21 protein-coding genes are annotated in these 22941 nt (G+C 67.5%); 10 read left to right on the top strand and 11 right to left on the bottom strand.

The window, feature by feature from the left end; translation table 11 throughout:
• The first annotated feature begins 6 nt into the window (after positions 1 to 6).
• From PKE84_RS18320 to lnt, 7 genes are read left to right on the top strand one after another with little or no spacing between them, the layout of a single operon-like run.
• Positions 7 to 1044, top strand: coding sequence for a helix-turn-helix transcriptional regulator (locus tag PKE84_RS18320; protein ID WP_271178679.1), 1038 nt, complete (start codon positions 7 to 9; stop codon positions 1042 to 1044).
• Positions 1037 to 2011 carry a helix-turn-helix transcriptional regulator gene (locus PKE84_RS18315; RefSeq protein ID WP_271178678.1) on the top strand — a complete coding sequence of 325 codons (975 nt, stop codon included), beginning with the start codon at positions 1037 to 1039 and terminating at the stop codon, positions 2009 to 2011. The genes PKE84_RS18320 and PKE84_RS18315 overlap by 8 nt, the downstream gene beginning before the upstream one ends.
• A 9-nt stretch (positions 2012 to 2020) precedes the next feature.
• Positions 2021 to 2371 carry a hypothetical protein gene (locus PKE84_RS18310; RefSeq protein ID WP_271178677.1) on the top strand — a complete coding sequence of 117 codons (351 nt, stop codon included), beginning with the start codon at positions 2021 to 2023 and terminating at the stop codon, positions 2369 to 2371.
• A 4-nt stretch (positions 2372 to 2375) separates the two neighbouring features.
• Positions 2376 to 2603: a Sec-independent protein translocase subunit TatA gene (gene tatA, locus PKE84_RS18305; protein WP_271178676.1), complete on the top strand. Its 228-nt coding sequence runs from the start codon at positions 2376 to 2378 to the stop codon at positions 2601 to 2603.
• A gap of 42 nt (positions 2604 to 2645) precedes the next feature.
• The gene (gene tatC, locus PKE84_RS18300) at positions 2646 to 3398 is read left to right on the top strand and encodes a twin-arginine translocase subunit TatC (protein WP_271178944.1); all 753 of its coding nucleotides are present in this window, start codon (positions 2646 to 2648) and stop codon (positions 3396 to 3398) included.
• Positions 3399 to 3407: 9 nt separating this feature from the next.
• On the top strand, positions 3408 to 5837 hold the full coding sequence (locus PKE84_RS18295) for a DEAD/DEAH box helicase (RefSeq protein WP_271178675.1): 2430 nt from the start codon (positions 3408 to 3410) through the stop codon (positions 5835 to 5837).
• Between the two features lie 46 nt (positions 5838 to 5883).
• Entirely contained in the window at positions 5884 to 7467 is a 1584-nt protein-coding gene (gene lnt / locus PKE84_RS18290; RefSeq protein ID WP_271178674.1) for an apolipoprotein N-acyltransferase, read from the top strand.
• Between the two features lie 74 nt (positions 7468 to 7541).
• On the opposite strand, the gene PKE84_RS18285 is transcribed toward lnt, so the two are convergent.
• From PKE84_RS18285 to PKE84_RS18270, 4 genes are all read right to left on the bottom strand, one after another.
• A complete protein-coding gene (locus PKE84_RS18285) occupies positions 7542 to 7910 on the bottom strand; it encodes an RNA polymerase-binding protein RbpA (RefSeq protein WP_271178673.1) in 369 nt (122 codons plus the stop codon).
• A gap of 96 nt (positions 7911 to 8006) precedes the next feature.
• Positions 8007 to 8756 (bottom strand): glycerophosphodiester phosphodiesterase family protein, encoded by a 750-nt coding sequence (locus tag PKE84_RS18280; protein ID WP_271178672.1) that lies wholly within the window; start codon positions 8754 to 8756, stop codon positions 8007 to 8009.
• Entirely contained in the window at positions 8753 to 9784 is a 1032-nt protein-coding gene (locus tag PKE84_RS18275) for an SPFH domain-containing protein (RefSeq protein ID WP_271178671.1), read from the bottom strand. The genes PKE84_RS18280 and PKE84_RS18275 overlap by 4 nt, the downstream gene beginning before the upstream one ends.
• Positions 9781 to 10284, bottom strand: coding sequence for an NfeD family protein (locus PKE84_RS18270; protein ID WP_271178670.1), 504 nt, complete (start codon positions 10282 to 10284; stop codon positions 9781 to 9783). The genes PKE84_RS18275 and PKE84_RS18270 overlap by 4 nt, the downstream gene beginning before the upstream one ends.
• Before the next feature lie 108 nt (positions 10285 to 10392).
• Here PKE84_RS18270 and PKE84_RS18265 point away from each other — a divergent pair, with 108 nt between their 5' ends.
• Together PKE84_RS18265 and PKE84_RS18260 are read left to right on the top strand one after the other, a co-directional pair.
• Positions 10393 to 11163: an SDR family oxidoreductase gene (locus PKE84_RS18265; RefSeq protein ID WP_271178669.1), complete on the top strand. Its 771-nt coding sequence runs from the start codon at positions 10393 to 10395 to the stop codon at positions 11161 to 11163.
• Positions 11160 to 13157 (top strand): S9 family peptidase, encoded by a 1998-nt coding sequence (locus tag PKE84_RS18260; protein ID WP_271178668.1) that lies wholly within the window; start codon positions 11160 to 11162, stop codon positions 13155 to 13157. The genes PKE84_RS18265 and PKE84_RS18260 overlap by 4 nt, the downstream gene beginning before the upstream one ends.
• 69 nt (positions 13158 to 13226) lie before the next feature.
• Here the strand turns inward: PKE84_RS18260 and PKE84_RS18255 are convergent, their stop codons facing one another.
• Positions 13227 to 13859 (bottom strand): HdeD family acid-resistance protein, encoded by a 633-nt coding sequence (locus PKE84_RS18255; protein WP_271178667.1) that lies wholly within the window; start codon positions 13857 to 13859, stop codon positions 13227 to 13229.
• A gap of 237 nt (positions 13860 to 14096) precedes the next feature.
• Between PKE84_RS18255 and PKE84_RS18250 the strand changes: the two genes are divergently transcribed.
• Positions 14097 to 16487, top strand: a complete 2391-nt coding sequence (locus PKE84_RS18250; protein ID WP_271178666.1) for an ATP-binding cassette domain-containing protein — start codon at positions 14097 to 14099, stop codon at positions 16485 to 16487.
• Positions 16488 to 16675: 188 nt separating this feature from the next.
• Here PKE84_RS18250 and PKE84_RS18245 read toward each other — a convergent pair whose 3' ends face one another.
• From PKE84_RS18245 to mdcD, 6 genes are all read right to left on the bottom strand, one after another.
• Positions 16676 to 17620: a phosphotransferase gene (locus PKE84_RS18245; protein WP_271178665.1), complete on the bottom strand. Its 945-nt coding sequence runs from the start codon at positions 17618 to 17620 to the stop codon at positions 16676 to 16678.
• Between the two features lie 229 nt (positions 17621 to 17849).
• Positions 17850 to 18449 carry a TetR/AcrR family transcriptional regulator gene (locus PKE84_RS18240; protein WP_271178664.1) on the bottom strand — a complete coding sequence of 200 codons (600 nt, stop codon included), beginning with the start codon at positions 18447 to 18449 and terminating at the stop codon, positions 17850 to 17852.
• A 47-nt stretch (positions 18450 to 18496) separates the two neighbouring features.
• Positions 18497 to 19393: an SDR family NAD(P)-dependent oxidoreductase gene (locus tag PKE84_RS18235; RefSeq protein WP_271178663.1), complete on the bottom strand. Its 897-nt coding sequence runs from the start codon at positions 19391 to 19393 to the stop codon at positions 18497 to 18499.
• Between the two features lie 242 nt (positions 19394 to 19635).
• Entirely contained in the window at positions 19636 to 20592 is a 957-nt protein-coding gene (locus tag PKE84_RS18230; RefSeq protein WP_271178662.1) for an ACP S-malonyltransferase, read from the bottom strand.
• Positions 20589 to 21245, bottom strand: coding sequence for a malonate decarboxylase holo-ACP synthase (locus tag PKE84_RS18225; RefSeq protein ID WP_271178661.1), 657 nt, complete (start codon positions 21243 to 21245; stop codon positions 20589 to 20591). Before PKE84_RS18225 ends, PKE84_RS18230 begins: the two co-directional genes overlap by 4 nt.
• Positions 21236 to 22924, bottom strand: coding sequence for a biotin-independent malonate decarboxylase subunit beta (gene mdcD / locus PKE84_RS18220; protein WP_271178660.1), 1689 nt, complete (start codon positions 22922 to 22924; stop codon positions 21236 to 21238). Before mdcD ends, PKE84_RS18225 begins: the two co-directional genes overlap by 10 nt.
• Positions 22925 to 22941: the final 17 nt, after the last annotated feature.

The raw sequence follows: 22941 nt of genomic DNA, 5'->3' as shown, positions 1-22941 counted from the left end.
GGACGGGTGCCTCCGTCCTCGTCTTCGCCTACTCGCGTGCCCGTCGAGGAGCGACTCTTCAGTCTGGTGCTCGCGCTGCTCGCGACGGAGACCGGGCTGACCAAGAACGAGATCCTCTCGACGGTGCAGGGCTACCGTCAGCGGTACGCGTCGCGCGGCGACAACAGCAGTCTCGAGCGGCAGTTCGAGCGCGATAAAGACGACATCCGCGAACTCGGCGTTCCGCTGGAGACCGTCGAGGCACCGGGGGACTCCGGCAACAATCAGCTCCTGCGGTATCGCATTCCCAAAGGGGCATACGATCTTCCGGCCGACGTCGTCTTCTCCCCGGAGGAGATCACCCTGCTCGGCCTGGCCGCTACGGTGTGGCGCGAGGGGAGCCTGTCGTCGGAGTCGCGTCGAGCCCTGATGAAGCTGCGCTCGCTCGGCGTCGAGGCGAACGATCCGATCGTCGGCTACGCGCCGCGTCTGCGCGCGAGGGAGAGCGCGTTCGACCCGCTCAACCTGGCGCTCGAGCGCCACACGATCGTGCAGTTCCCGTACCTCAAGCCGGGTGAGAGCGCCTCGCGCATCCGCACCGTCGCCCCGCTCGCCCTCGTGCAGCACCAGGGTCGCTGGCATCTGCAGGGCATCGACCAGGACGCGCAGGGCTCGCGCACGTTCCTGCTCTCGCGCATGGTCGGGCCGGTGAAGGTGACCAATCGCACCTTCGAGCCGGAGGGCAGCGACTTCGCGGCCAAGGCGCTGGACGAACTCGAGCGCATCTGGGCGCGCAGCGTGGCCGAGATCGAGGTGACGGCCGGCACCGACGCCGCAGCCCGGCTCGGCAAGCGCTACGGCGACGCCGTGCCGGTGGCGCGTGACGGTGAATCGTTCCGGCTGACCGTGAACTACTCCGACTCCAACATCCTCGCCGACCAGCTCGCCAGCTTCGGTCCCGAGGTCGTCGTGCTCTCGCCGGCGCACCTGCGCGACAAGGTGCGGGAACGACTGCAGGCGACGTTCCGCGCGCATGACGACACGGGGGAGGACACCGATGGCTGAGCGCCGCAAGCCGATGCAGGCTCAGGACAAGCTCGCCTTCCTGCTCGCGCTCGTGCCGTACCTGATGGATCGCGACAGGGTGAGCGTCGCCGAAGCCGCAGAGCACTTCGGCGTCGAGAAGGCGCAGCTGCGCGACGCCGTGCGCCTGATCGCGGTCTCCGGCATCCCGGGGGAGACGAACCAGTATCAGCCGGGCGATCTCTTCGACATCGCGTGGGACGACTTCGAAGAGAACGACCAGATCGTGCTCACGCATCAGGTCGCCATCGACGACTCGCCGCGGTTCTCCGCACGGGAGGCCGCCGCGCTGATCGCCGGTCTGCAGTATCTGTCCGCGCTCCCGGAGAACGCCGACCGCGACGTGATCGGCTCGCTGATGGCCAAGCTCGCCCGCGGAGCGTCGGCGGCGCCCAGCCAGGTGGCCGTCGCGGGCTCCGAGACCGACGAGACGCTCGCGGTCATCCGGGATGCTGTGGCCGCCGGCACCCAGCTCGACTTCGACTACCTCAACTCGCGCGGCGAGCGCGAGCGACGCCGGGTCGATCCACTGCGCATCGAGTCGATCGACCAGGACTGGTACCTGCGCGGCTGGGACCACCTCCGCACGGCCATCCGCACCTTCCGCCTCGACCGCATCGACGACCTGCGCGCGACCGACGAGCCGATCACCTACCGACCGGGCGACGTCACCCTGCCGGAGACGCTTTTCGAGGGCACCCCCGACGACCTGCTCGTGCAGATCGAGGTCTCGGCCTCGGCGATTCCCCTGATCATCGACTACATCCCCGACGGCGCGCCCCGCGACGAACGAGACGGCCGCGTGCGCACCAGTGTGAGGGTCGCCCACTACCACGGGCTCAAGCGCCTGGTCGCCGGCCTCTCCGGCGTGCTGACCGTGCTCGATCCTCCCGAGGCGCGGCGGGTCGTCGCCGAGTGGGCGCGGGCCGGCGCCGAGCGCTACCAGTAGGCTGCGGATATGCCCTGGTGGTCGTGGATCGTGATCTGGGTGGTGCTCGTGTTGGCACTGCTCGGGATGCTCGCGTTCTTCGCCGTGCGCCTGTTCCGCAAGCTCATGGCGGCCGCGGCCGAGGTGAGCGCGCTGGCGGACAAGGCCCAGATCCTGTCGCAACGCGCCGAGGAGCTGCGAGAGGCGCCGTTCCGGGCGGCCGTCTTCCAGGACGCGGAGGAACTCCGCGAGGCGCGCGAGCAGGCGATCGCCGAACGCTCGGTTGCGCGGCAAGCTCGCAGGGATGCCCGGGTCAGAAGAGGTAAACTTCTGGTCAACGCGGACCCAACCCCGTACACCTACTTGACCAAAAGGACCTGATCCTATGCTCGGCGGCCTCACCGGATGGCACCTGCTCATCATCCTCGCAGTGATCCTGCTGCTCTTCGGTGCGCCGAAGCTCCCCGCTCTCGCCAAGAGCATCGGTCAGTCGATGCGCATCTTCAAGGGCGAGGTCAACGAGATGAAGAAAGACGGCGACAAGAAGGACGAGCCGTCCGCTCCCGCCGGCGAGTCGCAGGCTCCTTCGTCTGAATCGCCCACGAAGCCGTAAGCCGTGGCCTCCGTCAAGCGAGGCAAGAACCGCGAAGGACGGATGACCCTCGGCGAGCATTTCGTCGAACTTCGCAAGCGCCTCTTCCGCTCTGCCCTCGGCCTGCTGGCCGGTGCGATAGTCGGCTGGTTCCTCTCCGACTACCTCCTCAACGCACTCCGTGGTCCCATCACCGACATCGCGACGCAGCAGGGACGGCAGGCGCAGCTCAACTACGACAGCATCACCGGCGCCTTCGACCTGAAGATGCAGATCGCGATCACGATCGGCGTGCTGATCTCGAGCCCCATCTGGCTGTACCAGATCTGGGCGTTCTTCGTCCCTGCGCTCAGCCGCAAGGAGCTCAAATACGGGTTCGGGTTCTTCTTCACGGCCGTCCCGCTCTTCCTCGCCGGCGCGTACGTCGGGTGGCTGCTGGTGCCGCACATCGTCACCCTGCTCACGAGCTTCGCCGGGGAGGGCGACTCGTCGATCATCTCGGCCAAGACCTACTTCGACTTCGTGCTGAAGCTGGTGATCGCCGTCGGGGTGGCCTTCGTGCTTCCGGTGTTCCTGGTGCTCCTCAACTTCGTGGGGGTGCTGAGCGCCTCGTCGATCATCCGGTCGTGGCGGTGGGCGTTCATCCTGATCGCGCTGTTCACCGCGATCGCGACGCCGGCGGCGGATGTGCTGTCGATGTTCCTTCTCGCGATCCCCATGGTGCTGCTCTATCTCGCCGCCTACGGGGTCACCTGGCTGCATGATCGCCGCGCGGCGAAGGCGGCGCTGCGCATCGAGGCCGAGCTGGCGACATAGGCTGGGCGGGTGACCGATCAGCTGTCTCCGGCAGAACGCTACGAGGCGTCCCGTTCCCGCACCCGTCAGCCGCAGCTCGAGGCGTTCCGAGCCGGGCTCCGGTTCGAACTGGACCCGTTCCAGCGGGAGGCCTGCGCCAGCCTGGAGAACGGCAGGAGCGTGCTCGTCGCTGCTCCGACTGGAGCCGGCAAGACGATCGTCGCCGAGTTCGCCGTCTTTCTCGCGATGCGCGAAGCCAATGCGAAGGTCTTCTACACGGCGCCGATGAAGGCGCTGAGCAACCAGAAGTACCAGGAGCTGGTCGACCAGTACGGCCCGGAGTCGGTCGGCCTGCTCACCGGCGACACCAATGTCAACTCGCGCGCTCGCATCGTCGTCATGACGACCGAGGTCCTGCGCAACATGCTCTACGCCGACTCCGACCTGCTGCCGGATCTCGCGTACGTCGTGATGGATGAGGTGCACTACCTCGCCGACCGCTTCCGTGGCGCCGTCTGGGAGGAGGTCATCATCCACCTGCCCGCGTCGGTGCGGATGGTGTCGCTCAGCGCGACCGTCTCCAACGCGGAGGAGTTCGGCGACTGGCTGCAGGCCGTGCGCGGCGACACCGATGTGATCGTGTCGGAGGAGCGCCCCGTGCCGCTCGAGCAGCACATCCTGATGCGCTCCAAGCTGATCGACCTGTTCGACTCGTCCGGCCTCGCGGCGACGAACCGCGTGAATCCGGAACTCGTGCAGATGGCGCGCTACGGAGGCCGCACGCTCAACTCGCGACAGATGCGGGATGTCGGCCGCTACCATTCGCGCGGCGGTCGCGTCGAGTCGTTCCGGATGGATCGCGCCGAGATCGTGCATCTGCTGCGCGAGCGCAACCTGCTTCCGGCCATCTTCTTCATCTTCAGCCGCAACGGCTGCGATCAGGCCGTGCGGCAGACCCTCCGTTCCGGCGTGCGACTGACCGAGCAGCACGAGCGCGACGAGATCCGCGCCATCGTCGAGGACCGCTGCCGCACCCTGCTCGATGAAGACCTGGCGGTGCTCGGCTACTGGGAGTGGCTGGAAGGGCTGGAGCGGGGCGTCGCAGCGCACCACGCGGGTCTCCTGCCCGCCTTCAAGGAGGTCGTGGAGGAGCTTTTCCGGCGCAAGCTGGTGAAGGTCGTCTTCGCGACCGAGACCCTCGCGCTGGGCATCAACATGCCGGCGCGCACCGTGGTGCTGGAGAAGCTCGAGAAGTTCAACGGCGAGGCCCGCGTGCCGATCACACCGGGGGAGTACACCCAGCTCACTGGGCGCGCCGGGCGACGCGGCATCGATGTCGAGGGACACTCGGTCATCCAGTGGCAGGACGGCCTCGACCCGCAGTCGGTCGCCTCGCTCGCGTCGCGGCGCAGTTACCCGCTCAACTCGAGCTTCCGGCCGACCTACAACATGGCGGTCAACCTGATCGATCAGTTCGGGCGCGAGCGCACCCGCGAGATCCTGGAGTCGTCCTTCGCCCAGTTCCAGGCGGACCGTGCGGTCGTCGACCTGGCCCGCAAGGTGCGGCAGCAGGAGGAGTCGCTCGCCGGGTACGAGAAGGCGATGACCTGTCACCTCGGCGACTTCCGCGAGTACTCCGGCATCCGGCGTGAGCTCAGCGATCTCGAACGCAAGGGCGCGCGGATGGAGAACGCGTCGAGAGCCGACCGCGACAAGCGCCAGCGGCAGCTGACCGCGTTGCGCAAGCGGATGAAGGAGCACCCCTGTCACCGCTGCCCCGACCGCGAGCAGCACGCCCGCTGGGCGGAGCGCTGGTGGAAGCTGAAGCGCGAGACGGATGCCCTCAGCTCGCAGATCCGGTCGCGTACCGGTGCCGTCGCGAAGGTGTTCGACCGCGTCTCCGACGTGCTGCTGGAACTCGGCTACCTCACCGCTGCCGATGGCACCACGCAGCTGACGGTTCACGGGCGCACCCTCAAGCGCATCTACGGTGAGCGCGACCTCCTGGTCGCCGAGTGCCTGCGCCGCAACATCTGGAACCAGCTCGACGCGCCGAGCCTCGCGGCGATGGCCTGCGCACTCGTCTTCGAGCCGCGGCGCGACGAGGGCCTCGCCCATGATCGCTACCTGCCGCGGGGCGCGTTCCGGCCCGCGTTCGAGAAGACCATCGAAATCTGGAGCAGGCTCGACGACCTGGAGCGGGAGAACCGTCTTCAGGGCAGCGAGCCGCCGTCGACCAGCCTGGCGCTGGCCATGCACGCGTGGGCGAAGGGGACGAGCCTGAACACGGTGCTGTCGGAGGCCGACATGGCCGCCGGCGACTTCGTGCGGTGGACGAAGCAGACCATCGACCTGCTCGACCAGCTCTCCCTCGTCGCCCAGGGACCTGTCGGGCGCACGGCCCGGCAGGCGCTCGAGTCGATCCGGCGCGGCATCGTCGCCTACTCATCCGTTGCCTAGCGTTCGTGCGGAGATCACCCACGCGCGTGCTCTAGGCTCTGACTCCGTGACCCGTTCCCCCCGCGCGCCGCTGCCGCTCTGGCTCGCCCTCGTGGTGGCCGTGCTGGCCGGCCCTGTGCTCGACGCGGGCTTCCCCGACATGGACTGGTGGCCGCTGACCTTCGTCGGCATCGGCATGGTGCTGCTCGCTGTGCGCGGTCGTCGTGCGGGGAGCGCGTTCCTCGTCGCGACGGTGGCGGGGGAGTCCTTCTACCTCGTGCACGTCGCGTGGACCTCCCTGTACCTCGGCCCCGTGCCGTGGGTGGCGCTCTCGACGCTCGAGGCACTCTTCTTCGGGCTCGGCGGGCTGCTCATCGCGTTGGCCTATCGCTGGGTGCCCCGCGCGTGGCCGTCGCGTCTCGGCCGCGTCGGCCTGCTCCCGGTGGTCGTCGCCGGCCTGTGGGTGCTCCGCGAATTCGTCGCGGGCAACTGGCCGTACGGTGGGTTCTCCTGGGGCCGGGTCGCCGAGTCGCAGTCGGAGAGTCCGTTCGCTCCTCTCGTGGCGTGGCTCTGCATCTCCGGCCTGGGCTTCGTCATGGTCTGGCTCGTCGCGCTGTTCCTCGAGCTGTACTTCGCGGTGGATGTGCGCACCGTCTGGCGGGGCGCTCTCGCGATCGGCGCCGTCGCTCTCGTGCTGGTGATTCCGGCCTGGCCGGCGACCACCCACGGCACGACACGCGTCGCGGCCGTCCAGGGCAACGGGCCCGCCGGCTACTTCGACAACGCCGCGCCCGATGCGGTGCTGAACAGCCAGATCGCCGAGACGCAGAAGATCGAGGACGAGAAGGTCGACATGGTGGTCTGGCCGGAGGGCTCGGCGCAGCCGGACCCGACCAGAGACGCCGACTCCGCCGCCATCCTGGACGCGCTGAGCCGCCGGATGGGCGCCCCGTTCGTCGTCGGAACGATCACGTCGCGGGACGGCAAGTACTTCAACACGTCCCTGCTCTGGAAGGACGGCCAGGGGGCCGTCGACTACTACGACAAGAAGCATCCGGTGCCGTTCGGAGAGTATGTGCCCGACCGGGGCTTCTGGCGGCAGTTCGCGCCGTCGCTGATCGATCTGATCGGGCGCGACTACACGCCGGGCACGCGTGACAACGTGTTCGACATCAACGGGGTGCGGGCGGGCATCTCCATCTGCTTCGACATCGTCGACGATCAGCTGCTCACCGACATGATGAACGGCGGAGCACAGGTCATCCTGGCGCAGACCAACAACGCCGATTTCGGGCAGACGGATGAGAACCAGCAGCAGCTGGCCATCGCGCGGCTGCGCTCGATCGAGTCGGGGCGGTCACTCGTGAACATCTCGACGGTCGGCAGCAGTCAGATCATCGACCCGTCGGGCCGGACCATCTCGAGCATCCCGCCGTTCCAGCCGGGCCACATGGTGGCGGATGTGCCGCTCGGCACCTCGACGACACCCGCATCGCTCGCCAGCCGGGGAGTCGAGCTGCTCGTCAGCGGTCTGGGGCTCTTCGCGCTCGTGGTCGCCTTCGGTTCGCGCAAGCGTCCGTTCCCGGACGTGTCGGTCGTCTCGGAGTTCTCTAACGTCCCGAACGTCCCGAACGTCCCGAAGGCGCCGTGAGTCACGCATCAACGGAGAAAGCCGCTCCCACCAGACGGTGAGAACGGCTTCCAGGGGGTTCGTTCTGCCGGCGCTCAGGCGCCGATCTTGTGCTCGCCACCACGACGGGCGCGCAGGTAGGTGAGCCGCTCCTCGAGGAGTTCCTCGAGTTCGGCGCGCGTCCGGCGCTCCAGGAGCATGTCCCAGTGGCTGCGCGGGGTCTTCACGTCGGAACGGTCGACTTCCACGGGGGAGTCGCCGACCAGCAACGTGGCCTCATGTCCGCAGTGCTTGCACTCCCACGTGTCAGGGGCTTCCGCCTCGGCCGAGAACACCATCTCGGTCTCCTGGCCGCATTCGGGGCACAGGTACGTATAACGGGAACGCGGGGAGTAAACGACGCCTTCTTCACTCTGTAAGCTCTGGGCGCCGAGCCTCATTCCGCGCAAACTGCGATCTGCCATTGTGTGGTCTCCTCTTCGCGCGATGCTTCACTTTTATAAACCAAGAAGCTGGGGATTCTCTTTCCGTGGGCGCGTTTCTCTCAGGCCCCTCACAGGCTAAATTCGCGATCCGACCAGCGATTTCAGGATGTCGCAGCGGTCGGTCACCAGGCCGTCGACGCCGAGATCGAGCAGGCGGGCCATGGTGAGGGGATCGTTGACCGTCCAGACGTGCACCTCGACCCCTGCCGCGTGCAGTGCACGGACCGTTCGCCGGGTCACCAGGCGGAGCGGGCCCTGACGTTCGGGGATCTGGAGCGCGACGACGCCGTCGACGGAGCGACGTACGATGCCCGGGAGTCCGAGCTTCGCACCGAGGATGGCGGGCAGCACCCGGGTGGCGGACGCGGAACTGGCGACGCCGGGGAGCGCATCCGCCGCCGCCCGCCGCCGCTTCTCGTCGAAACTGGTGACGAGCACCCGATCGGTCGCGCGGGCTGTGAGGATCGCCGCAGCGGCCGGCGCGGCCGAGCGGGCGTCTTTGATGTCGATGTTGAACCGGGCCTCGGGGAAGGCTTCGAGGGCCTCGCCGAGCGAGCAGAAGGTCTGACCGTGTCCCAGGTCGATGCGGCGGAGTTCGGGCATCGTGAGTTGATCGATGCGCACGTCCCTGCCGACGAGTCGCGAGAGATCGGGGTCGTGACTGATCACGGCTACGCCGTCGGCACTGGCGTGCACGTCGGTCTCGAGGTGCGTCGCTCCGGCGCTCAGGGCACGGAGGAACGCCAGGAGGGTGTTCTCCGGGGCCTCGAGAGCGAGGCCCCGGTGAGCGATGATCCGCGGGAGCGGACCCGAGAGGAAAGTCACGCCGGGCTGGATGACTCGCTACCGGCCGGACCAGCGGCCGGCTGAGCCGCTGGTGCCGCGGCGGGCGCGGGCGGACGAGCCGAAGCCCCTGGCCCGGTTGTCGAGGCCTCCGGCGCATCCGGCGTCGGCGCGCTCTTCTGGCTGAACGCCTGCCCGAGCCCCTGGAGCGCCTGCGTGAGCTCGCTGGGGATGATCCACAGCTTGTTCGCAGGACCCTCCGCCAGCTTCGGGAGCGTCTGAAGATACTGGTAGGCGAGCAGGAGGTTGTCGGGGTTTCCTTCGTGGATGGCGCCGAACACCGTGGTGATGGCCTTTGCTTCACCCTCGGCGCGGAGCACGGCCGCCTTCGCGTCACCCTCCGCCTTGAGGATGGCGGCCTGCCGCATGCCCTCGGCGTTCAGGATCTCGGACTGCTTGGTTCCCTCGGCGGTGAGGATGACGGCACGACGGTCACGTTCGGCGCGCATCTGCTTCTCCATCGAGTCCTGGATGGAGAGGGGCGGGTCGATCGCCTTCAGCTCGACGCGCGATACTCGGATACCCCACTTGCCGGTGGCTTCGTCGAGGACGATGCGCAGCTGTCCGTTGATCTCGTCTCGGCTGGTCAGCGCCTCTTCGAGGTTGAGGCCACCGACGACGTTACGAAGGGTGGTGGTGGTGAGCTGCTCGACCGCGCCGAGGTAGTTGGCGATCTCGTAGGTCGCCGCACGCGCATCCGTCACCTGGAAGTAGACGACCGTGTCGATCGAGACCACGAGGTTGTCCTCGGTGATCACCGGTTGCGGCGGGAAGGAGACGACCTGCTCGCGCATGTCGATGAGCGGCCGTACACGGTCGATGAACGGGACCACGATGTTCAACCCCGGGTTGAGGGTTTTGTGATACCTGCCCAGGCGCTCCACCACGCCCGCCGTGGCCTGCGGAACGATCCGGATGGCCCTGAACAGGGTGACGAGCACGAAGATCGCGATGATCGCAACGATGACGAACACCACGATCTGCACGACCAATTGGCTGGCGTCGCTCACGACGCACTCCTTTCTGTGACGTCGCCGGCGCCGGTCGCGATGGGCGCCGGAGTGACGACTGCGGTGGCCCCCTCGATCGCGACGACGACGACATGCTCGCCCGGCACCAGCTCGGCCGGGGCCGGGGGAGTGACGGACGCGAGCCGGGAGGTCCAGGTCTCGCCGACGGCGAGCTTCACCTGCCCGGAGGTTCGGGAGACCGTGGAGACGACGACGCCGGGCATGCCGATGAGCGCCTCCACATTGCTCTTGGCCGGATCGCCGCCGCGTTTGAGGGCGCGCAGCAGCGGTGGCCGGATGAGGAAGATCAGCAGCACCGAGAGGGCGGCGGCGATCAGCAGCTGTACCCACCATTCGGCGCCGAACAGCCCGGAGATCAACCCGCCGACGCTGCCGACGGCGATCATCAGGAAGACGAAGTCGAGCGTCAGCATTTCGATGATGATGAAGACCAGGATGAGGACGAGCCACACGATCCAGGCAAAAGACGTGATGTCCATGTCGGCTCCCTTCACTGGATGATTCGACGGTAGCAGGTGCACAGGGCGGCTACGGGTAACGCACTTGGTAGTCTCAGGGACGAGAAACCGATCTTGCTAGGAGTCTTCGTGTCCAACCCTCTCGCCCCCGGCAGCCTCGACGGAAAGCGCGCCCTGATCACGGGCTCCTCGCGCGGAATCGGGGCTGACACTGCGCAGTATCTGGCCTCGGCCGGCGCCGGCGTCGTCATCAACTTCCGAAACAAGGAGGCGCGCGCGCTCAAGCTCGCCGACGCCATCCGCGAGGCAGGTGGAACGGCCATCACGGTCGGCGCCGACCTGACCGACCCCGAGTCGGTCGCCGGCATGTTCGACACGGTGAAGGAGGAGTGGGGCGGTCTCGACGTGCTCGTGCTGAACGCCTCCGGCGGCATGGAGTCGGGTATGGCCGAGGACTACGCCATGCAGCTCAACCGCGACGCGCAGGTGAATGTGCTGAACGCCGCGCTGGCGCTGCTCGGCCCCGGCTCCCGTGTTGTGTTCGTCACCAGTCACCAGGCGCACTTCATCACGACGACCGAGACCATGCCCGAATACGAGGCGGTCGCGCTGAGCAAGCGGGCCGGCGAGGACGCGCTGCGTGCGCTCATCCCGTCACTCACCGAGAAGGGCATCGAGTTCGTCGTCGTTTCCGGCGACATGATCGAGGGCACCATCACGGCCACCCTGCTCAACCGCCTCAACCCGGGCGCCATCGACGCACGTAAGGAGGCAGCGGGCAAGCTGTACAACGTCAGCGAGTTCGCGGCCGAGATCGCCCAGGCGGTGGTCGACCCGATCCCGGCCGACCACACCCGACTGGTCGGGGACGTCTCGAGCTTCGTGCCGGTCGCCGAATGAAGGCCGTCGATCTCGGGCTCCTCACCAGCGTCTCCGCGCCGACCGTGCACCCGGGCGGCGGCCGCGCCGTCGTGTCCGTGACGCATCCGTCGCTCGAGGCTGACGCGACCGTCGGCCAGCTGTGGACCGTCCCGCTCACCGGCCACGCGGCGCCCAAGCGGCTCACGCGCGGCTTCCGCGATGTCGCACCGCAGTTCTCACCCGACGGGCGGCTCATCGCCTTCCTGCGTGCGGTGCCGAAATCCGCTCCGCAGCTCTACGTGGTGGATGCGGCGGGCGGCGAGCCGGTGCAGGCGACCGATCGCACGCTCGGGGTGTCCGAGTTCGCCTGGGCGCCCGACGGGCGTTCCCTGGCGTTCGTGAGCCGCACCCCGGAGCAGGGCCGCTACGGGACCGTCGACGGCCTGGAGCCCGACGCCGAGTCGCCCCGACGCATCAGCACTCTGAACTACCGCGCCAACGGGGTCGGCTACATCACCGACCGTCGCTCGCACGTGTTCTCGATCCCGGTCCCGGATGTCTGGGGCGAACCGCTCGTGCAGCCGGCGCCCACGGCGGAGGGCACGTCGCCGGCACGCCCGCTCGTCGTCGAGCCGCGGCAGTTGACCGACGGGGACTGGGACGACCACGGCGTCGCCTTCTCGCCCGACGGCACCACCCTGGCGTTCCTCTCGGCTCGTCACGACAGCCGTGACGACGACCTGCGTGAGAACGTGTTCCTGCTCACGATCGGGTCGGACGAGGAGCCGCGCGACGTCACGGGCGCGTTCGGCGACTTCTCGGCCGGAGCCGTCGGTTACGGACTCAACGGGGTCCTGTACTTCAGTGCTCAGGACGTCGGCCCGACCGGACGCGACTTCGTCGCCCGCAACACCGCCCTGTTCGCCTTCGACTCGGTGGATTCCGCGCCGCGCCGCCTGACCGATCCGGAGACGGTCGACCTGACCGGCTCGGACATCGTGGCCTTCGAAGACGATTCGGTGCTCGTGCTCGACGCGGTTCGTGGCGGGGTCGTGCTGACCGCTGTCACCTCCCAGGGCGCAGCGCGTCGCCTCACCGACGAGCAGAGCATCGTCAACGGAGCCGCGGCCGCAGGAGAGCTCGTGGTGGTCTCGATCTCCGACGCCACGAGCGCCGGTGATGTCGCCGTCGTCGAGCCGACCGGCCTGCGCCGCCTCACTGACTTCTCGCGCGCACTGCGGGGGAGCGGTGTGATCGCCGGCCGCGAACTGACCGTCGCCGCACGCGACGGCTACCCGGTCCACGGCTGGGTGGTCGTGCCCGAGGGCGAAGGCCCGCATCCGGTGCTGCTGAACATCCACGGCGGCCCGTACGCGTCGTACACGGGAGCGCTGTTCGATGAGGCGCAGGTGTACGCGGACGCCGGCTACGCCGTCGTCATGTGCAACCCGCGCGGGTCGGCTGGCTACGGTCAGGAGCACGGCCGGGTGATCCGTCAGGCGATGGGGACGGTCGACCTGACGGACGTGCTCGACTTCCTCGACGGTGCGCTCGAGGCGAACGCCGGTTTCGACGCGTCGCGCGTGGGGATCATGGGCGGCTCGTACGGCGGCTATCTCACCGCATGGACGATCGCGCACGACCATCGGTTCGCGGCCGCGATCGTCGAGCGCGGGTTCCTCGACCCGGTGGCGTTCGTCGGAACCAGCGACATCGGCAGCTTCTTCGGCGACGAGTACACGGGAACGGATCCGGAGCTCATCGCGTCGCAGAGTCCGCAGGCCGTCGTCGAGCAGGTGACGACGCCGACGCTCGTCATGCACTCGGCCAATGATCTGCGCTGCCCGCTCAGCCAGGCCGAGCGCTACTACGCCGCGCTGAAGCGGAACGGCGCCGAGGCGGAACTGCTGGTCTTCCCCGGCGAGGACCATGAGCTCAGCCGCGGCGGACGCCCGCGTCATCGTCGCGAACGGTTCGACGCCATCCTGGACTGGTGGGCACGGTATCTGCCGAGTTCGCGCAACGCGCTCTGAGCCGCACTCGCCTGTGGCATGACGAAGGCCCCCGCTGCAGAGCGGGGGCCTTCGTCGTTCGCCGGAGCGTCAGGCCGTCGCGGGGGTGGCCGCCGTCGCCTTGAGCGTCTCGCGGCCGAAGGTGAAGGCGCGCACGATCCCGATGATGCCGAGCACGACGAGCGCGATCGCGGCGAACCAGAGCAGGAACACGGCGGACGACGCGGGGAGGAAGAGCACGACGATGCCCGCGAGGATGCTGATGATGCCGTAGGTGATGGCCCAGCCCGACGACGAAGCACGGCTCGACTCGGCGATCGACATGACACCCTCGATGATCCAGCCGACGCCGACGAAGGCGATCGCGACGATGACGAGCGTCACCGCGGCGGCCGAGACGTTCTTCAGCGCGATGATGCCGGCGATCACCAGCAGCACGCCCAGGATGATGTTGAGCGTTCTGAGGCCGCCGCTGATGCCCTTGCTGAAGATGCCGAGGGCGACACGCATCACACCGGAGATGATGAAGTAGATGCCGAGGAAGACCGCCGCGACCGCGAGGGTCTTGACGGGCCAGAAGAGCAGCACGATGCCGAGGACGAGCGCGGCGACGCCGCTGATTCCGAGAGCCACGCGCACGCCGTTGATCGCGGAGCGGGTGAGGTTCTTGGCGTCGAGCGAGAAGTCGTGCAGTACGGAGTCGACCGGGTCTGTGGTCGTCATGATGATCCCCTTCCTTACGGGTCGCGCGAGATGCGACCGTGGGGAGACAGTAGCGCCGCTCGGGGCAGGGGAGCGGGTGATTCCCGGCGTTTCCTGAGAGTTGTATGTGTGCCTCGAACGACGCGTACACGGTAGGACGCGTCACCCGTAGCGGCCCGAGCACGTATGGAGAAGCGGGTACCGCCCGGTCGTCCGTAGAGTGATCCCGACGGACACCGCACCGACAGAGGGAGACCGATGAGCACGGCCACGACGACCGACGCGCAGGGACATGCGCCGCACGGTGCCGACAGCCACGACGTGATCCGCGTGCAGGGCGCGCGCGTGAACAACCTCAAAGACATCAGCGTCGAGATCCCCAAACGCCGCCTGACGGTGTTCACGGGCGTCTCCGGCTCTGGGAAGAGTTCGCTGGTGTTCGGCACCATCTCCGCCGAATCGCAGCGGATGATCAACGAGACCTACAGCGCGTTCGTGCAGGGCTTCATGCCCACGCTGGCCCGACCCGACGTCGACGTGCTCGAGGGGCTCACGACGGCGATCACGGTGGACCAGGAGCGGATGGGAGCCAACGCGCGTTCCACCGTCGGCACCGCCACCGATGTCAACGCGATGCTGCGCATCCTGTTCAGCCGGCTCGGACAGCCGCACGTCGGTTCGCCGCAGGCGTTCTCGTTCAATGTCGCTTCGATGTCCGGCGCGGGAGCCGTCACCTACGAGCGCGCGGGGACCGTCACCAAGGAGCGTCGCGACTTCACGCTGACCGGCGGTATGTGCCCGCGTTGCGAGGGCATGGGCACCGTGAACGACATCGACCTGACCCAGCTCTACGATGCCAGCAAGTCGCTGAGCGAGGGCGCCCTGACCATTCCGGGCTACACCGCGGACGGCTGGGGTGTGCGCATCTTCACCGAATCCGGCTTCCTCGATGCGGACAAGCCGATTCGCGACTACACCGAGCAGGAACTGGACGACTTCCTGCGCAAGGAACCGGTGAAGGTCAAGGTGGGCAGCATCAACCTGACGTACGAGGGACTGATCCCCAAGGTGCAGAAGTCGTTCCTGTCGAAGGATCGCGAGGCGATGCAGCCGCACATCCGGGCCTTCGTGGATCGCGCGGTCACCTTCACCACCTGCCCGGACTGCAACGGGACGCGCCTGAACGAGGGTGCGCGCTCGTCGCGGATCGCCGGCGTCAACATCGCCGACGCCTGTGCGATGCAGATCAGCGACCTGGCCGAGTGGATCCGTGGACTCGACGAGCCCTCCGTGGCGCCGCTGCTGAACGCGCTGCAGCAGACGCTCGACTCCTTCGTGGAGATCGGGCTCGGGTACCTCTCGCTCGACCGGCCGGCAGGGACGCTGTCCGGGGGAGAGGCGCAGCGCACCAAGATGATCCGGCACCTCGGGTCGTCGCTGACGGATGTCACCTATGTCTTCGACGAGCCGACGATCGGGCTGCATCCGCACGACATCGAACGGATGAACACGCTGCTCCTGCAGCTGCGCGACAAGGGGAACACGGTGCTCGTCGTCGAGCACAAGCCGGAGGCGATCGTCATCGCCGACCACGTGGTCGATCTCGGCCCGGGCGCCGGATCCGCCGGCGGAACGGTCTGCTACGAGGGGAGCGTCGAAGGGCTGCGCGCGAGCGACACCCTCACCGGCCGCCACCTCGACGATCGTGCCCGCCTCAAAGAGCAGGTGCGAACGCCGGATGGCGCCCTCGAGGTGCGCGGCGCGAGCTCCAACAACCTGCAGAACGTGGATGTGGACATCCCGCTCGGCGTGCTCGTGGTCGTGACGGGCGTGGCCGGCTCGGGAAAGAGCTCCCTCGTGCACGGCTCGATCCCGGAGGGCGACGGCGTGGTCTCGATCGATCAGGCAGCGATCCGGGGCTCACGCCGCAGCAACCCGGCCACCTACACCGGGATGCTCGAGCCGATCCGCAAGGCGTTCGCCAAGGCCAACGGTGTGAAGCCGGCCCTGTTCAGCGCCAACTCGGAGGGCGCCTGCCCGAACTGCAACGGCGCCGGCGTCATCTACACCGACCTCGGAATCATGGCGGGCGTATCGACCGTCTGCGAGGTCTGCGAGGGAAAGCGCTTCCAGGCGTCCGTGCTGGATTACAAACTGGGGGAGAGGGACATCAGCGAGGTGCTCGCGATGTCGGTCGCCGAAGCGGAGGCCTTCTTCGGTTCGGGCGGCGCGAAGACCCCAGCGGCGCACGCCATCCTGAGCCGATTGAAGGACGTCGGGCTCGGCTACCTGACCATCGGGCAGCCCCTGACGACGCTGTCGGGCGGCGAGCGTCAGCGGCTGAAGCTGGCGACGCACCTGGGGGAGAAGGGCGGGGTCTACATCCTCGACGAGCCGACCACCGGATTGCACCTCGCCGACGTCGAGAACCTGCTCGGGTTGCTGGACCGCCTGGTCGACTCCGGCAAGTCGGTGATCGTCGTGGAACACCACCAGGCCGTGATGGCGCACGCCGACTGGATCATCGACATCGGACCGCGCGCGGGCCACGACGGTGGACGGATCGTCTTCGAGGGAACGCCGGCAGACCTCGTCGCCGGTCGCTCCACGCTGACCGGCGAGCATCTGGCGGCGTACGTCGGCGCGTGAGGCGTTTGGGAGCTCGGCCATCCGAGCAGTGCTCAGTAAGCTGACGACGTGCTGCATCTGGTCGCTGTGAAGCCCGATGGCTTCAACTCGAGTCCGTGGATCGTCGGCGCCGTCCTGCTGGTGATCATCGTCGTGGGCGTCGGCATCTTCCTGCGGCGGCGGCGCTGAGGGCGCGTGTTCCGGCAGTCCTAGGGGAGCCAATGCCGCGCATCGTCCCACCATCCCTGCCGGAGCATGACCCAGCCGATCAGAGGGGAGAGCCACGTCTGCTCGGCGTCGGTGAGCGGGCGGCGCTCGGCGTAGCTCGCGAGGAAGAGGCTCTGCGCCTGACGTGAGATCGGCTGCCAATCGTGGTACCACGTGCCGAGCAGGCAAACAGCATTCGCGAGGTCGACCACCGCGGCGTCGTTCCTCGATTCCTCGAAGTCGATGATGCCGGAGATCCTCCCGTCGGCGTACAACACGTTCGCACCCCGGAAGTCCGCGTGAATCGGCTGACGAGGAAGCTCGGGCAGGTCGACGACCCCCAGGGCGAGCCGGTCGCGCCGGTCGCGGAGGTCTGGGGGAATCGTTTCGGAGTGCCCCTCCGGATACACCCAGAGCTTGTTGCCTCCGGCCACCGGCTGCACATTTTCGAGCAGGTGCGCGTCCGGCCACAAAGCCAGTTCGCTGTGGAGAGCGGCCAAGGCTGTTCCGGCGGCGCGGACGTGCTCGGCGTCTGTGGCGTCCAGTCGGTCACCGGGCAGCACCGGCTGGACGGCGATCGATCGGCCGTCCCGTAGCACCTGGTGGTCGCCGCGGAGGGTCGGCAATGGTGCGGCGACCGGCAGGCCGCGGTCGGCCAGCCAGACCACAAGCGCGCCGCGGGCGGTGAGCCAACCGTGCGCCCCAGCGAGGTGGCATGCCTTGATCACCAGTCGGCCGGCACTGTGGGACGTCACCCAGATCATCAGATTATGAGAGCTCATCACTATTCGGTCGATGCTCGCAACGCGAAGACCGTAGTCGTCGGCCAACAGATCTCTGGCCCAGCGGACGGCGGCTTCGCGTGAGACGAAGCGGAACCTGCGGGCCAGCTCGGCTTGAGGATCGGCGGATTCCCAGAGCATCTCGGGCAACACGGCGGCGGTCATGTCGCTCCTGGGGTGAGTCGGTGGTCGGTTTCAGTACTCGTGACGCGAATGTTCGGGTCGAGGTCACGATACTGGGCCGACGCGTGACGAGCCTCTGGAATCGGTTATTTCGATGCGCTGATAATGCACATTATGTCAGTTCACCTATATACAGCTCCGCACAATCTGCAATCGTCATAAAACGGATACAGCCCAGGGCGCGCATGAAAGCCCAGGTCACGCATGGCTCTCACACACTCTCTTCCGGATGCAACGATTCCTTGGTGAAGACCAGGTTCAGCAGATCGGAGATGAACTGCGGACTGATCTCCTGTCGGGCCACCACCTTGAACAGAAGCGCGCCGACCAGAGCCTCAGCGAGCGTGGCAGCAGGCGTCTCGGCTGGCAGCTGCCCCGCGGCGATGCCTGTTTCCAGCCGTTCAACGAGGGCATCCTCGGTCTTCTTGGTGACCTCGGCATAGCGCGCTGCGACCTCCTCGTCCTCGGCGGCAGCAGCAGTCCCCGCGCGAATGAGCGCGGCGCCACCGGGTGAGCGACTTCCTGCCGCGAAAGCCTCGAGCCACGCAGCGATGTCGTCTCTGACACTGCCGGTCTCGAGGATGTCGATTCCGGGAGTGACGACGTAGCCGCGCAGGATGCACTCGGCGACCAGAGAGCTCTTCGAGGGGTACCAGCGGTAGACGGTCTGCTTGCCGACGCCGGCCGCAGTCGCTATGCGGTCGATCGAGAGGCGGTCGTAGCCCTGGGCTGCGAGTTCGTCCCGGGTGGCCTCGAGAATTGCCTGCCACGACTTCTCGCTGCGTGTGCGTCCGGGACGACCTGTAGCCATGGTGGCAATCATCATGGGCGGTCGCCCCGGACGCAAACTGGATCTCGTCAGAGGAGTCGCGCGGGGACGAGCGCGTCGAGCTCGTCCAATGTCCAGAGTCCGCGCTCGTCGCCTTCCTTCACGATGGAAGGCCCGTCGCCCTGGTGCGTCCAGCGAGTGACCTCGGTGCCCTTCAACGCGAACACCTCACCGGTCACGCCGTCCGCGGCATCGGTGCACAGCCACGTGACCATGGGGGCGATCCGGTCGGCAGGAGGCAGATAAAACGATCCGAAGTCGTCCTCGGGAACCCCCTGGGCGCGAAGGGCGTCGTCCATCTGGTCCTTGTAGAGATCGAAGGTACGTGTAGCGGCTCCGGGTGCGTAGCAGTTGAAGGTGACGCCGGTGTCGCGGTAGGTGTTCGCGAGGTCGTGGGCGAGGCCGATGCCTCCGGCCATGACGGCAGCTCCGGGCGGGTTTGTCTGAGTGCCGCGCGCGATCTCGGACGTGGCGAAGATGACTCGACCCCAGCCGCGCTCCAGCATGCCGGGGACGGCGGCTCGTGAGAGCCAGAACTTCTGGCCGAGGTAGAGGTTCAGCAGCTTGTGCCACGAGGCATCGTCGGTCTGGATGCCGGCCATGGTGCCGGCGATGAGGGCGCCGGCGTTGGCGATGACGATGTCGCAGGAGCCGAACGCGTCGACCGCGGTCTGGACCGCGTTCACACAGCCCTGAGCCTCGGCGATCGAGTCGTAGTTGGCGACGGCTCTCCCGCCGGCTGCGAGGATCTCAGCGACAGTTCCATCCGCGGCCGCAGAGCTCTTCCCTTCGCCTCCGACGTCGGCTCCCAGATCGTTTACGACGACTGCGGCCCCTTCAGAAGCCAATCGCAATGCGATCTCTCTCCCAATGCCGTTGCCGCTACCCGTAACGAGGGCAACTTTGCCCGCCAGACGCTGAGTCATGGAGTGTTTCCTTTCAGATGAAGCCGACGAATGCGGCGTGCTTCGATCATGCCACTTTTCGAGACTTTTTGTCTCGTTAAAGCATTGGTATTCGCTGGGAGGCCGTTCGCCGCTTCACCGCTCCACAGACCCGCTACAGTGCGAGTCGTCTCCATCTGAAACGCTAGCCATCGGAACTCTCGAGCTCGAAGCTGCTTCGATATGCGGTTCCCAGGACGGGACAGTTCATCGGTAGGGCGACGTCAATCCTCATCTGTCCCCTGGGCAGCACACCTAGGGGCTCGGGTCAGTTTCCGGATACGCAGGCGCGAGTCCGCGTACGGCGCGTCATCCAACGCGACCACGGGAATCACCGAGTGGGCGGTCGCGAAGAGCACGGCCGTGGTGCGGCCCGGGGAAAGCTGCACGACGACGGAAGTTCCGAGCTCCGCGAGGAGATCCGTGGCGTCTCTCCAGCGGACTCTATGGGCGACGCCACCAGTGAGATCGGCAACCACGGCCGCGCTCGTCATCGCTGAGCGTGCAGTCATCGCGGAGACATAGCGAATCACCGGTCGGCGGGCGGGCAGGGAATGGAAGACACCGGCGACAGCTTGGGCGACGGGCTCCATGAGGGCGCAATGCGACGGTACCGCCACCTCGAGTCGGCGAATTTCGCGAATTTGGTATTTCGCCGCGGATGCGCGGACGCGTTCGAACGCGGCGTCGCTACCGGCGAGCACGATCTGCTCCTCGGCATTCTCCATCGCGACGAACAGATCGTCGGCTCCCCCGACCTCCGCCACGAGTCGTTCGACGTCGACGAGCCGCGCCCCGAGCAGCGCGAGCAGGCCGTATCCGCTCGGGTACAGGTCCTGCATCACCTGAGCGCGAAGCTGTACCGCCTGCACGCCCTCCTCCAGGGTGATCACGCCAGCGGTCACCGCTGCGGCGAAAGCGCCGATGGAGTGCCCGGCGACGGCATCCGGAAGGATGTCGTCCTCTGCGAGGATCCGGGTCGCTGCGACTCCGACTGTGAACAGCGCCAGCTGCGCCGCGACGGTGCTCGACAGTGCATCGGCGTCATCGAGGTCTCGGACATCATGACCGAGCGCGTCGCTGACGGCAGTCATAGTCGCTTCCACTGACGCGGTCCGGGGAAGTGCGTCGAGCATGCCCGGATGCTGTGACCCTTGGCCCGGATAGAGGAAGGTGATCACACGTGTGCCGCTGCTCGCTGCATCCCGGCAGTCTCCCACGGGTTCGTGACGAGGAGCGGCCCATCAGCCGTTCGGAGGAGCACCTCGGTGCCTGCCGTCGAGGCGGCCCATTCTGCCAACGCCACGGCGCCGGCATCTGATTCGAGGAGGCAGTCGACGCGGCAGGGCAACGCCTCGAGGTGCTCTTGGATGGCGGCGGCGGTCGAGGGTGAGAGGAAGGCTGGCGCCCGGAGGATGATGTCCAGATCACTCGAATCACGGACGACGGCGAGACCCGTGGCGAGCTGGAATCCGACCGATCCCGTCGGCCCCCACTGGCGTCCTTCGAACCACTCCGCAGAGTGTTCGGCGACAGCGGCCACGGTCTGCGCCATCCCGGGGTGCACCGTATCGTCGAGTGTCCGCGAAACCAGCGACTCCGGGGTCAGGTGTCGAACGATGTCGCGCGTATCCACCGCGATCGCCTTCCGCTCGTCGCGCTGGCGACCGCGGAGGCCGAGAGAGGTGGAGTCGGTTCTCGCATCCTGTCTGCGGACGACGCCCCAGGCGTGCAGATCCACCTGGTCGACCCAGACGGGCAGCTCGGCGCCGTAGGGCTCCGCCGCGAAGAGAACCAGGTCATGGGTTCTCGTATGAATCGCCGTCAGTCCCATTGATCCACCATGGCCTGCCATACCCGTCTGGTGGCGGCGCGGTTGCCGCCGGAGGTCTCCGCCGACCACCGCCCCTCCAGTGATGTCGTTCCGTTCCGGGCGCGATCCACGGCGGCCTCGAGCTGCTGGCGCACCGCCGCGACATCTTCAGTCGTCGGGTCGCCGGCGTCGCTGACCGCGAGCAGGCCATTGCACAGACCGAGTGTCGCCCAGTCGCGAATGTCGTACGACAGGGGTGGCACAGTGGCGGCGAGAGCGTCGAGTTCGGCGACGGTCCTCCGGGTGATCCGTGCGGCGGCGGGTTTGTGCATCGCATGGATCTCGACGGCGGGGTCGTCCAGAGCCAGGATCTGGTTCGCTTGCAAGCCGTGGGCGAGGAACCCGCCCGACAGCGCGGTTCCGACGACCAACGCGACGATCGGATGACCGGCCGTGCGAGCGGTCGCGTAGGCGTCGACTGCCGCGGCGAGATGCAGGTGGATGCCGACCATCTCTTCGAGGCGACCGTACGCCTGGCTGGGGAGGTCGACGATGGCGATGATCGGTCGTTTCCGTGCGGCGGGCAGCTGCGCGTCTTCCGCGGTGATCCGGCTCACTCGTTCAGCCAGGGAGAGTCCCTCGAGCAAGCCCACCTCGCCGTTGCGAGCTCGACGGAATGGGCTGTCCGGGTCAGGAACCACGGTTAGAAGCACACCAGGTACACCGTCGACATTCATGGCGGACTCGATCAGTGTCGACTCCAGCTGTACCGGCGGAGTGTTCCCCAACGCGTTCGCCCAAGCGCGCCCCCGCCCCGCCGACGGCTCAGCATCATTGCCGCCCGACCACCGTGGCTGTGCGCTCGAGGAATTGGCGAAGACGCCCGCTAACTCGCTCGGCGCGGGAGGCGAGAGCGGATCGATCGCCGATAGGTGAGCGCGTAGGGCACTCAAGTCGCGGGAGGAATGAGCAGCGCGGGGACCATCCAAGATCGCTCGCGCAACTGCCTTCCGGATCTGGTCGGTGTCGTCCTTCACGAGTTGGTCGGCTTGACCCAACGCGTGTCGTTGCGCACCGCCGTCGATGGACCAGACCAGGGCGCGATCGGTCGAGTCGAATTCCTGGATGCCCGCTTCCGACTCGATCACTTCGGGGCCGTTCAGCCCGAGTCGCGCTTCCCGGGTCATGATGACCGTGGAGCAGAGTCCGGCAACGATGCTCATTCCGCCGAAGCTTCCCAGACCGCCGGCCACAACGGCGACGACGGCCTGCTGTTCTCGCAGCTCGAGCACAGCGGCGCACGCTTCGGCGACGGCCGCGAGCCCGAGGTTGGCCTCCTGCAGGCGAACGCCGCCCGTCTCGAGCAGCAGCACCGCGGCCGTGGGCGTGCCCGTTCGGCTGTCACGGGCCGCAAGGCCGAGGGCGGCGGCGATCTTGGCGCCTGAGACTTCGCCGATTCCACCTCCCTGGAAGGCTTGTTCGATGCCGACGATCACCGTCGCTCGCCCCGCCACGGTTCCTCGAACGATGACGACTCCGTCGTCGGCTTCCGGCACCACCCCTTGCGGTGCGAGCCACGGCGATTCGACGCGGTCGAAGGGGCCGAGGAGTTCCTGTGCGCTTCCCTCGTCCAGGATGGCGTAGGCGCGGGAACGGGCATCCCGTTCGATGAAACTGTCTCGGCGCAGGTATTCGAGCACGGAGGCGGGGGTCGCTT

This window comes from Leifsonia poae (assembly GCF_027921845.1).
Classification (GTDB): Bacteria; Actinomycetota; Actinomycetes; order Actinomycetales; family Microbacteriaceae; genus Leifsonia; species Leifsonia poae.
Note: the sequence above shows the minus strand (reverse complement) of the source record. Positions and strands in the feature narration are given on the sequence as shown.